We start from the raw sequence: 10907 nt of genomic DNA, 5'->3' as shown, positions 1-10907 counted from the left end.
CCGCGAAATCCACCACCACATCACCGCACCACATGCCCCGCTGGCGACTTGACTCTTATAGGAGCATCGCTCGGCGGACATTGTCCGCACGGTCGGCGGGATATGGTGCACGGTCGAAGGTCAGGTCGGCCATGCGTCGATCCAGTAGGTGTGTGCGGTCACGGTGAGACCGTCGGGCCCGATCGCGGCGGTCAGATCCGAGCGCAACCGCTCCGCCGCATCGGGTTCCAGCACGATGTGGTTGGAGAAGGTGAACGCGGTGTCGAGCCACTCCTCGGCGGTGACTCGGCGATCCGAACTCGTCGTGTGATCGACCAGATCCCATCCGGCCGTCCGCAACTGGTCGCTGATCGACGGGGTCGCCGACGGTCCGACGAGCTCCTGCATCTCCGACGCGGCGTACACGGCGTCGATCCGCTCCTTCGTCGGCCCGCTCGGGACCGTGGCGTGCCAGAAGAGCACGAGGTGTCCTCGGGGCGCCAGGATGTCCCGGATCATGGGCAGGGTTGCCTCCGCGTCGACCCAGTGCCACGAGTTCGCGAACGTGACGACCGAGAAGGTCCGACCGGACGGGTCCCAGGTCTCGGCGGTCGCCTCCTCGACGTCCAGGCCTCTGCCCCGTGCGACCTCGGCCATCTCGTGGTCGGGTTCGACACCGAGCACGGCGAGACCGCGACGTGCCAACGGGTCGGCGAGCAGCCCGGTCCCGCAGCCGACATCGAGCACCCGACCGCCGCGGGCCAGGGCCGCGATCTCGTCGACGACGTCGTCGGGATAGCGAGGCCGGTACCGGTCGTAGGCGGCGGCAACGGAGCCGAACGAGTCCGCGCGGTCCCGGTGCGCGTGCAGGGGTCGGTCCTCGGTCACCCGGCCGATGGTACGACCGGTTCCTGCAGATGCCGGACGAGTGCGGACAGATCCGACGAAACCGGCTCGTAGTGCGGGAAATAGCAGCAGATCTCCGACGCGAACTCCCCGAACCGCCGTCGGATCTCCGCCGCGCACTCGGCCGGCTGTCCGACGATCGCGAACGTGGCGACGTCCTCGTCCGAGATCAGGGCACGCATGTCCGCGAACCGCCCCTGCTTCGACAGGGCGTTCAGCTGCGGTTGCAGGTCGCCGCGACCCTCGGCGTCGAGCACGGGGCGGTACGCGGGCGTCGAGGCGTAAAACGCGATCAGCATCGCGACGCCGTCGACCGCCGTGCGTAATGACGATTCATCGGACCCGACAGCGACCATCGCCTGCCCGATGACCGAGAGCCCACCTCTGCGGTCCCGCAGCGACAACCCGGCCTCGACCGCGGGGAGCGTCCGGTCGACGAGGTGCCGCGCACTGTGGAACGGCATCACCAGGAGCCCGTCGGCGACCGCGGCGGCGGTGCGTGTCATCACCGGACCCAGTGCGCCCATGAGGACGTCGGGGCGGCCGTGTCCGGTGGGTGCCGGGATGAAGTTCGGTGGCATCAGGGTGTGGGTGGTGAACTCGCCCCGGAAGTCGAGCGGCGCACCGGTCTCCCACGTGTCGAAGATGGCGCCGATCGCCCTGACCGTCTCGCCGAGTCGCGCGGCGGGCCGTCCCCAGGTCGCGCCGTAGCGCTTCTCGATGTGTGGTCGGATCTGCGAACCGAGTCCGAGCCGGAAACGACCGCCGCTGTAGGACTGCAGATCCCAGGCGATGTGCGCCAGGTGCAATGGGCTACGGGGTCCCGCGATCGCGACGTTCGTCATCAGGTCGAGGTCACGGGCCTCGTCGACGGCTGTCGCTCGTACCAGGGGTGCGAACACGTCGTGCGGACCCTCGAACGTGAAGACCCCGTCGACGCCGAGTCTGCTCAGCGCGACGACGTCGTCGGTGACAGCGCGGGGATCGCCGGTCAGCTGCAGGTGAACGCGCATCGACCCATCCGGGGCCTCGTCAGCGGAGCTCGTCGAGTCGCGAGATGCGCTCGCGCGCCCCGGTGACGATGGACTGCATCAGGTCATCGCAGCTGGGCAGATCGTCGATCATCCCGACCACCTGGCCCGACGCGAGCACGCCGGCATCGGTGTTGCCCTCCACCAGTCCGGCTTTGAGCAGCATCGGGGTGTTGCCGGCCATGATGATCTGCTGCCAGGTGCGATCACCCGACTTCCGCATCGACCGACCGTCGCGCAGCATCGTCGTCCACTTCATGCCGGTCATCTGCTTGAAGTCGTTGGCGTTCTTCGCCGCCGCGGCCAGTGCCGCCGCAGGGTTGCCGCCCTCCAGCTTCTCGACGAGGGAGGTCTTCAGCACCCGGTGCGGCATGCCGTCGACCTTGGTGGAGACGACCGTGTCGTTGAGGCTGCGTTGCAGGTACTCCTGCTTGACGGAGTCGGGCACGGTGGAGTCGGAGGTCAGCAGGAACCGCGTGCCCATGGCGACACCCTCGGCGCCGTAAGCCAGCGCCGCGGCGAGACCGCGACCGTCGAAGAACCCGCCCGCGGCGACGACCGGGATCCCGTCGGCGCCGAGAGCGTCGAGCACCGACGGCAGCAGCAGCGTCGTCGCGACGGGTCCGGTGTGTCCGCCACCCTCGCCGCCCTGCACGATGACGGCGTCGGCACCCCAGGACGCGACTTTCACAGCATGTTTCGCAGCGCCGATGGACGGGATCACGACGACGCCGTTGTCCTTCAGCTTCGCGATGAGGTCCTTCTTCGGCGCCAGTGCGAACGATGCGACCCGCACACCCTCGCGGATCAGGAGGTCGATGCGCTCCGCGGCGTCGGTGGCATCGGCCCGGATGTTCACGCCGAACGGTTTGTCGGTCAACGATTTCGTGCGGGCGACGGCCTTCTCGAGCTCCTCGAAGGTCATCGTCGCCGACGCCAGGATGCCCAGGCCGCCGGCGTTCGACGTCGCCGACGTCAGCGATGCCCCGGACACCCACCCCATCCCCGTCTGCACGACGGGGTAGTCGATCCCGACGAGGTCGGTGAACCTGGTGCGCATCGGCGCGGCACGGGTCATCGTGCGGCCCCCACCGGCGCGACCTCTTTGTCGCGCAGGCTCGTCGGGTCGATGGTCTCGCGGATCAGCGACAGCTCCTCATCCGTCGGCGCGCGGGTCTCACCCGCGTCGGCGAGGCCCGCGACCTCGAAGCCGGTGTTCTCTGCGACCTCGTCGGCCGTGACGCCGGGGTGGAGTGACAGCGCCCGGAACGTGTGCCCGGGACCGCCGAAGTCGAACACACCGAGGTTGGTGACCACGCGATGGATGTTCAGGAACCGGAAGGCCGGGTTGCTCGGATCGACGTTGTCGTAGCCGACGCCGGAGACGATGTCGACGGTCTCGGTGAACACGCGGGCGGAGTGCTTGGCCACCCAGTAGCTCGTGGGGTGGTTGATCGTGTTGCCCGGAGCCCCTCGCACACCGAACATCTGGCGCTTCGGGTGCTGCAGGGGGCCGAACGCCGACAGATTCTGGTTGCCGTGCTGGTCGATCTGGTTGGCGCCCATCACGACGTGGCGGCGTCCCGACGCCACGACGTCGAACACCTTGCGGAACGGCATCCACCCCTCGATCGGCGCCGACTTCCCGACCGCCGGGGTGTCCGCGAAGATCAACGCCTCGCCGTCGGTGATCAGCAGGTCGGGCTCGGTGGTCATGCGCGCCAGGCGGGCACCGATGAGCGGGGTGGTCGCCATGGGGGAGGCCATGATCTCGCCTGCGCCGGAGAAGATCTCCGCACATGCGATGACGCAGGTCTCGGCCCGGGTCACGTCGCTCATGCGGGCGCCCCCTCCTTCTGTGCGGTGGCCTTCTGGGCCGCGCGCTCACGCGTCCACTCGACGACGCGCTCCTGGTAGGTCTGTTCGTCGACGTCGAGGAAGTGCTCGCGGAACGCCGCCCAGGAGTCGGGGTCGGCGGCCGACGCCGCGTAGTGCTTCTGGAAGGCCTCGTCGCGGCGGTATTCGCCGGCGAACGTGAAGTGTGCGCCGTTGGGGGCGTGGATCACCCGGTCGACGTTCATGCGGTTGAGCAGCAGGCGCTGCACCTCGACGGACTCGATGAGTTCGGCGGTGTCGACGACGCGGTCCACCTCAAGGAACCGTCGCCGTGCCGCACCGCAGAACAGGTCGTCGAAGTACGGGTCGACCCCGGTGTACGCGGCGTTGCCGTGGACGTCGGCCACGTCGAGATGGACCAGCGCGACGTCGAGGTCCAACGCGGGCATCGCGACGAGCGTCTCGATGCGACCGTCGGCGTCGGGATAGGGGGAGTCGACGGTGCGCAGCTCGTCACCCCAGAACTCGCGGACGGCCGAACCGAGCCCGGCGCGGATCGGCAGGAACGGCAGTCGCGCCGCGGCCGCCTCCAGACCGCACTTGACCATGCCCTCGTCCATCTCCCGCACCTCGATCGCGCCGCTGGTGCGCGCGGCGGCGAACCACGGGTCGTAGAACGGCGGGGAGTCCAGCGAGACGAAACCGTAGTAGGCCTTGCGCACCTTGCCTGCGGCGCACAGCAATCCGAGGTCGGGGCCGCCGTAGGTGACGACGGTGAGGTCACGGACGTCGGACCGGGCGAGCGCGCGGACGAGCGCCATCGGCTTGCGTCGTGACCCCCAGCCGCCGATGCCGACGGTCATGCCGTCGCGGATCTCGTCGATCGCCTCGTCGAGCGTCGAGGTCTTGTCCGTCTGGGCCCGACGGGTGCCTGCGGTGGTCACCGTCGAGCCCCCTTCGACGTGCCCGCGAACGCGTCGCGGTGCTCGTCGGCGACGCCCGCGAGGTTCAGCTCGAAGGTGTAGCCCTGCTCGAGGCGATAGCTGGTCTTGACGTCCACGGGATCGATGCCGTTGATGGCCTCCTTGGCGGCCCGGATCACGCGGGTGTCCTTGGCAGCGATGAGCCGCGCGACCTCGAGCGCCGCGTCCAGCAGACCCTCGCGGGGCACCACGCGATAGACCGAACCGAAGTGGTGGAGTTGCGCGGCGGTGACGTTCTGCGCGGTGAAGTAGAGGGTCCGCATCATGTGCTGCGGCACGAGGCGGGCCAGGTGCGTTGCCGCTCCCAGCGCTCCGCGATCGACCTCGGGCAGGCCGAACACGGCGTCGTCGGAGGCGACGATGACGTCGGCGTTGCCGACGAGACCGATCCCGCCGCCGACGCAGAACCCGTTGACCGCGACGATCACCGGCACCTTGCAGTCGTAGACGGCGCCGAAGGCGTGAGCACATCCGCGGTTCGCGCCGATGAGGGCGTCGAAGCCGTCGGTGTTCTGCATCTCCTTGATGTCGACGCCGGCGTTGAAGCCGCGACCCTCGGCCCGCAGGACCACGACGCACGTCGTCGGGTCGGCCCCGGCGGCCAGGATCGCGTCGCCGAGCTCGAACCATGCCGCCGACGGCAACGCGTTGACCGGCGGGAAGTCGACGGTGACCGCCACGATCCCCGGCTCGATCGTCGATGTGGTGATGGGCACGGGTGTCCCTCTCGCTATGGTTACCAACCAAACACTTGCTTGGTAGCGTAGCAGGGACACCGACGGCGAAATGGGGCAGCGGATGACGGACCTCGGTCTGCAGGGGCACGTCGTGGTGGTCACCGGCGGTGCGCGTGGGGTCGGTGCCGGGATCTGCGCGGTGCTCGCCGGGCTCGGGGCGACACCGATCGCCTGCGCGCGACGCCCACCGGACGACCCGTCGCGTCTCGCCGGGGCGGAATTCGTCGTGTGCGACGTGCGCGATCCGGTCGCCGTCACGGCGATGGTCGCGGACATCGTCCACCGGCACGGGCGTCTCGACGCCGTCGTCAACAACGCCGGTGGCGCTCCGTTCGCCCTGGCGGCCCAAGCGTCGGCGAGCTTCCACCGCAAGATCGTCGAGCTGAACATGCTGGCGCCGTTGACGGTGGCGCAGGCGGCGCGGGAGTTCCTGGCCGCACAGCCGGGCGGGGGTTCCATCGTGAACGTCTCGAGCGTCAGCGGTCATCGACCGTCGCCGGGCACGGCCGGGTACGGGGCGGCCAAGGCCGGTCTCGACAGCCTCACCGGGTCGCTGGCCGTGGAGTGGGCGCCGGCCATCCGGGTGAACAGCGTCGTCGCGGGTCCCGTGGAGACCGAGCTGTCGGTCATGCACTACGGCGATGCCGAGGGTGTGGCGGCGGTCGGGCGCACCATCCCGATGGGCCGTATGGCCGTACCCACCGACGTCGGCAACGCCGTCGCGTTCCTGATCTCACCGCTCGCCGCGTACATCACCGGCGCGTGTCTCACCGTCCACGGCGGCGGCGAGCGGCCGGCGTTCCTGGACGCCGGGACCACCGACAACCGATTGGAGCAGCAGACACCGTGAGTGGGATCAATGCGGGACGGGTCGTGGTCGTCACCGGTGCGGGGCGGGGCATCGGCCGCGAGCACGCCCTGGCCTTCGCGGCCTCGGGCGCGAAGGTCGTCGTCAACGACATCGGGGCCGGACTCGACGGCAGCGAGACCGGCGAGTCGCCCGGCGAGCAGGTGGTCGCCGAGATCACCGCGGCCGGGGGCGAGGCCGTCGTCAACGGCGCCGACGTCGCCGACTGGGAGGGCGCGAAGAGTCTCGTCACCACGGCCGTCGACACGTTCGGTGGACTCGACGTGCTGGTCAACAACGCCGGGTTCCTCCGAGACAAGATGCTGGTGTCGATGAGCGAATCCGACTGGGACGACGTCGTCCGCGTCCACCTCAAGGGCCATTTCGCGACACTGCGTCACGCCGCCGAGTACTGGCGCGGCGAGTCGAAGGCCGGTCGGCAGCGGCAGGCACGCGTCGTCAACACCTCATCCGGTGCCGGCCTCTACGGCTCGGTGGGACAGGGAAACTACTCCGCGGCCAAGGCGGCGATCGCCGAGCTGACCGTCCAGGCCGCCGCCGAGATGAAGGGCTACGGCATCACGGTCAACGCCATCGCCCCGTCGGCCCGCACCCGGATGACCACCAGCGCCGGCGACGCGATGGCCGCGCAGATGGCCGCGCCCGAGGACGGGTCGTTCGACGCCATGGACCCCGCGAACGTCTCGCCGCTGGTGGTCTGGCTGGGATCACCGGGGTCCGGTGACGTCACGGGCCGGGTCTTCGAGGTCGAGGGCGGGAAGATCTCGGTGTCCGACGGGTGGCAGCGCAGTGCCCAGCGGGACAAGGGCGCTCGATGGGATCCGGCAGAACTCGGCCCCGTCGTCGCCGACATCCTCGCCGAGGCGCCCAACCCGTTCCCGGTCTACGGCGCGCGATGACGTCCGCGGGGTGAGGATGGGGCGGTGACCGCAACCGCCGAGACCGTCGCCGCCGCCCGCGCCTACATCGAGGCACTCGCGAGCCACGAGGTCACCGCCGTCCGCCTCGCCGACGGCTGCCGTCGCGTGGAGAACGGGATCCCCACCGGATCCAGCGGACCCGCGATCATCCGCGACCTCGAGCGGGGCCGGAAATACCGCGTCATCCGTCGGGTCGAGATCACGAGCATCGGCATCGAGGGGGTCTCGGTCTCCGCGGAGTTCCTCGTCCACGTGCCGTTCGGGCTCTCGGCCGGCATCCGGGAGCGGTTCGACGCCGACGAGACCGGCGCCATCGACCGCATCACCGCGCGGATCGGACTGCCGCGACGCCGGTGAGCGTCACCCTGCCGCGACACTGCTCGACTCCAGCGACTGTGATCGCAGTCGCGGAAGTCGATGGTTGTCGCGGGAAGCCCTACTGACAAGCCCGACGGTCCCAGCGTTCACCAGAGATGTTCCCTCCACTTGTGTCCGAACCGATACATGGGGCACAGGGTCACAACGTTCGTTCCTCTCACGGCCTCACGTGCGTATGAATGGAGGAAGACCCAGACCCGGTCGACGGTGGTCTGGCCTGTGCACCCCACTGATCGACGAGAGGTCTCCGTCCATGACCACCTATTCCGAGTACTCCGAGGTCCTCGAGGGCAAGTGCCCCTTCGGGGGCAACACGATCGGCGGGGCGGAGACGTCCACGCCCAGCTTGTCGGACTGGTACCCCGACCGGCTGCGTGTCGAGCAGCTGCACACCGATGGCCCGGCCGCGAACCCGTTGCGCGACTTCGACTACGAGGCCGCATTCAACGCCATCGACCTCGACCAGCTGAAGGGCGAGATCAAGGAGTTCCTCACCACCTCGGTCGACTGGTGGCCCTCGGACTACGGCAACTACGGCCCGCAGATGATCCGCATGGCGTGGCACTCCGCGGGCACCTACCGCATCGCCGACGGTCGCGGCGGCGCCGGGCAGGCGCTGCAACGCTTCGCGCCGATCAGCAGCTGGTGGGACAACGGCAACACCGACAAGTCCCGTCGCCTGCTGTGGCCCATCAAGAAGAAGTACGGCAACGCGCTGTCGTGGGCCGACCTGATGATCCTCGCCGGGAACTGTTCGCTGGAGATCATGGGATTCCCCACGTACGGATTCGGCGGCGGTCGCCGCGACGCGTGGGAGGCCGACGACGCAACCTACTGGGGCGCGGAGTGGATCGACAACACCAGCCCCGAGTCGTACGACGCCATGGTCGACCGCAGCAAGCGCTGGACCGGTCAGCCCGGCGATGCCGACTACGAGCTCGAGCAGCCGCTCGCCGCGTCGCACCAGGCCCTGATCTACGTGAACCCCGAGGGTCCGAACCAGGAGGGTGACCCCGCCGCGTCGGCCGTCGACATCCGGATCACCTTCGGCCGCATGGCGATGAACGACGAGGAGACCGTCGCGCTCATCGCCGGCGGACACGCGTTCGGCAAGAGCCACGGCAAGGTGCCGTCGGAGGAGATCGGTGCACCGCCGGAGATCGCGCCGATGGAGGCCATGGGGCTCGGCTGGCACAACCCGCGCGGCAACGGCAACGCCGAGAACACGATGACCAACGGCATCGAGGGCTCGTGGACCCAGAACCCGACGGTGTGGGACAACTCCTACCTGGAGAACCTCTTCCGCTTCGAGTGGGAGAAGACCCAGAGCCCGGCCGGTGCGCTGCAGTGGACCCCGACCGACCCCGACGCGCCGCGGACCCCGGACGCGCACATCGCCGGCAAGGACGAGCCGCTGATGATGATGACCAGCGACATCGCCCTCAAGGTCGACCCGGTCTACCGCGAGATCTGCCAGCGGTTCCTGTCCGACTTCGACTACTTCACCGACCAGTTCTCCAAGGCGTGGTTCAAGTTGACCCACCGCGACATGGGTCCGAAGTCGCGGTACCTCGGACCCGAGGTGCCCGCCGAGGACTTCTCCTGGCAGGACCCGCTGCCGGCGGCCGACGGCCCCGCCATCGGCGACGCCGACGTCGCGTCGCTCAAGCAGGCGATCTCCGACTCCGGTATCTCCGTGTCCGATCTCGCGTTCACCGCGTTCTCGTCGGCGGTCACGTTCCGCATCTCCGACAAGCGCGGCGGGGCGAACGGTGCGCGCATCGCCCTGGAGCCGCAGAAGGACTGGGACGTCAACGCCCGCACCGTCGACGTCGTCGCGAAGCTCCGGGAGATCAAGGAGTCGAGCGGTACGTCGGTCAGTCTGGCCGATCTCATCGTGCTCGCGGGCTGTGTCGCCGTGGAGAAGGCCGCCGCCGACGCGGGTGTGACCGTCACGGTGCCGTTCACGCCGGGTCGTGTCGACGCCTCGCAGGATCAGACCGATCCCGAGCAGTTCGCCTGGCTCGCACCGGTCGTCGACGGATTCCGCAACTACGTCCTGCCCGACTACCACGCGGTCTCGTCGGTCGCACCGGAGCGCTTGTTCCTCGACCGGGCCGCGCTGCTCGGGTTGAGTGCGCCCGAGTGGGTCGCGTTGACCGGCGGTCTGCGCGTGCTGGGCTGCAACCACGACGGCTCATTGACAGGTGTTTTCACCGATCGGGTCGGGACGTTGTCGACCGACTTCTTCGACGCGGTGACGAGCATGGACTACGTCGCCACGAAGGTCGACGAGGCCGGGACGTCGTTCACCCTCGACGACCGGGCGACCGGCGAGACGCGGTTCCAGGCATCCCGCAACGATCTGCTGTTCGGGTCGAACTCGCAGCTGCGCGCGGTCGCCGAGGTTTACGCCGGGAGCGACGGCCAGGAGCGGTTCGTCCACGACTTCGTCGCGGTGTGGGACAAGGTGATGATGTCCGACCGCTACGACGTCGTGAAGGGCTGACCCCGCCCCAGACGAGCGACGGCCCTGCCTCCTCGAGGCAGGGCCGTTCTCGTGGTGGTGGCGCTCAGGCGGGTGCGCCGGGCGCGCGGACGACCATCGGCACGCCCGGGAAGGCCGACGCCATCTCCGAGCGCGACTTCCGCAGCGCGGCGGTGCCGTAGCCCTTCTTGCGGTGGTCGGGGTGGATCCAGATACGGACGTTCACCTCGCCGTCGACGAGTTCACCGAACACGAGCCCGACCTTCTGCGGCCCGTCGGAGGTCAGTTCCTCGGCGACGTACCAGGCGGCCTCCTCGACGCGGACGCGTTCGGTGGCCAGCGCGATCTCCTCGTCGAGCGCGGCGGCGGGGTTGCCGGAACCGTCACCCGCGGAACCGATCTCCGAGGTACGGGACCCGAAGATGTCGCTGTCGGCGGTGCCGGAGAACGTGCGGAGGGTGAGCGTCTCGCCGGTGCTGCCCGGGCGGTCGGACAGGGTGAAGGTCAGTTGCTGGTCCAGGTCCTCGAGCTCGGCCTGGTTCGCGCGCCGCTCGTCGACGGTGAGCTGCTGCAACGACATCCCCATCACCGCCTCGGCGCCCAGGGTCGACGCGTCGAGCAGTTGGGTCAGCGCGCGCACCGCGCCGCCCCGGTCGGGTGCGTCGACGATCGCGTCGAGCACCTCGTGGCGCTTGTCGAAGGCCGTCAAGAGGGCGTTGGTGATCTCTCGGCGCGCTGCTGCACGGTCGTGATCGGTCATGGCGTCATCGTAGGACAGCGG

Annotated in this window: 11 protein-coding genes; 4 read left to right on the top strand and 7 right to left on the bottom strand. The window is 69.3% G+C overall.

Features of this window, described 5'->3' with window-relative positions:
• Positions 1-120: 120 nt before the first annotated feature.
• Genes Q1A98_RS19550 through echA20 form a run of 6 tightly spaced genes read right to left on the bottom strand, consistent with a single transcriptional unit; the run spans position 121 to position 5451 of the window.
• Positions 121-867: a class I SAM-dependent methyltransferase gene (locus Q1A98_RS19550; protein ID WP_299576546.1), complete on the bottom strand. Its 747-nt coding sequence runs from the start codon at positions 865-867 to the stop codon at positions 121-123.
• Positions 864-1898, bottom strand: a complete 1035-nt coding sequence (locus tag Q1A98_RS19545) for a TIGR03617 family F420-dependent LLM class oxidoreductase (protein ID WP_299576544.1) — start codon at positions 1896-1898, stop codon at positions 864-866. The genes Q1A98_RS19550 and Q1A98_RS19545 overlap by 4 nt, the downstream gene beginning before the upstream one ends.
• A gap of 19 nt (positions 1899-1917) precedes the next feature.
• Complete coding sequence (locus tag Q1A98_RS19540; protein WP_299576542.1) at positions 1918-2994, bottom strand: nitronate monooxygenase; 1077 nt, start codon at positions 2992-2994, stop codon at positions 1918-1920.
• A complete protein-coding gene (locus Q1A98_RS19535) occupies positions 2991-3755 on the bottom strand; it encodes a CoA-transferase subunit beta (protein WP_299576540.1) in 765 nt (254 codons plus the stop codon). Before Q1A98_RS19535 ends, Q1A98_RS19540 begins: the two co-directional genes overlap by 4 nt.
• Positions 3752-4696, bottom strand: coding sequence for a CoA transferase subunit A (locus tag Q1A98_RS19530; protein WP_299576538.1), 945 nt, complete (start codon positions 4694-4696; stop codon positions 3752-3754). Before Q1A98_RS19530 ends, Q1A98_RS19535 begins: the two co-directional genes overlap by 4 nt.
• Positions 4693-5451 (bottom strand): (7aS)-7a-methyl-1,5-dioxo-2,3,5,6,7,7a-hexahydro-1H-indene-carboxyl-CoA hydrolase, encoded by a 759-nt coding sequence (echA20, locus tag Q1A98_RS19525; protein ID WP_299576536.1) that lies wholly within the window; start codon positions 5449-5451, stop codon positions 4693-4695. Before echA20 ends, Q1A98_RS19530 begins: the two co-directional genes overlap by 4 nt.
• 82 nt (positions 5452-5533) lie before the next feature.
• On the opposite strand from echA20, the gene Q1A98_RS19520 reads away from it, so the two are divergent.
• The 4 genes from Q1A98_RS19520 (at position 5534) to katG (ending at position 10147) form a co-directional block, all read left to right on the top strand.
• Positions 5534-6322, top strand: coding sequence for an SDR family oxidoreductase (locus Q1A98_RS19520; protein ID WP_299576534.1), 789 nt, complete (start codon positions 5534-5536; stop codon positions 6320-6322).
• Positions 6319-7239 (top strand): SDR family oxidoreductase, encoded by a 921-nt coding sequence (locus tag Q1A98_RS19515; RefSeq protein WP_299576532.1) that lies wholly within the window; start codon positions 6319-6321, stop codon positions 7237-7239. The genes Q1A98_RS19520 and Q1A98_RS19515 overlap by 4 nt, the downstream gene beginning before the upstream one ends.
• A 24-nt stretch (positions 7240-7263) precedes the next feature.
• A complete protein-coding gene (locus Q1A98_RS19510; RefSeq protein ID WP_299576530.1) occupies positions 7264-7617 on the top strand; it encodes a hypothetical protein in 354 nt (117 codons plus the stop codon).
• Positions 7618-7891: 274 nt separating this feature from the next.
• Positions 7892-10147 (top strand): catalase/peroxidase HPI, encoded by a 2256-nt coding sequence (gene katG / locus Q1A98_RS19505; protein WP_299576528.1) that lies wholly within the window; start codon positions 7892-7894, stop codon positions 10145-10147.
• A 64-nt stretch (positions 10148-10211) separates the two neighbouring features.
• Here katG and Q1A98_RS19500 read toward each other — a convergent pair whose 3' ends face one another.
• Positions 10212-10886 (bottom strand): GNAT family N-acetyltransferase, encoded by a 675-nt coding sequence (locus Q1A98_RS19500; protein WP_299576526.1) that lies wholly within the window; start codon positions 10884-10886, stop codon positions 10212-10214.
• Positions 10887-10907: the final 21 nt, after the last annotated feature.

This window comes from uncultured Williamsia sp., assembly GCF_947494875.1.
In the GTDB taxonomy this organism is placed as follows: Bacteria; Actinomycetota; Actinomycetes; order Mycobacteriales; family Mycobacteriaceae; genus Williamsia_A.
The sequence above is the reverse complement of the archived record's forward strand: the minus strand, read 5'-3'. Positions and strand labels throughout refer to the sequence as shown.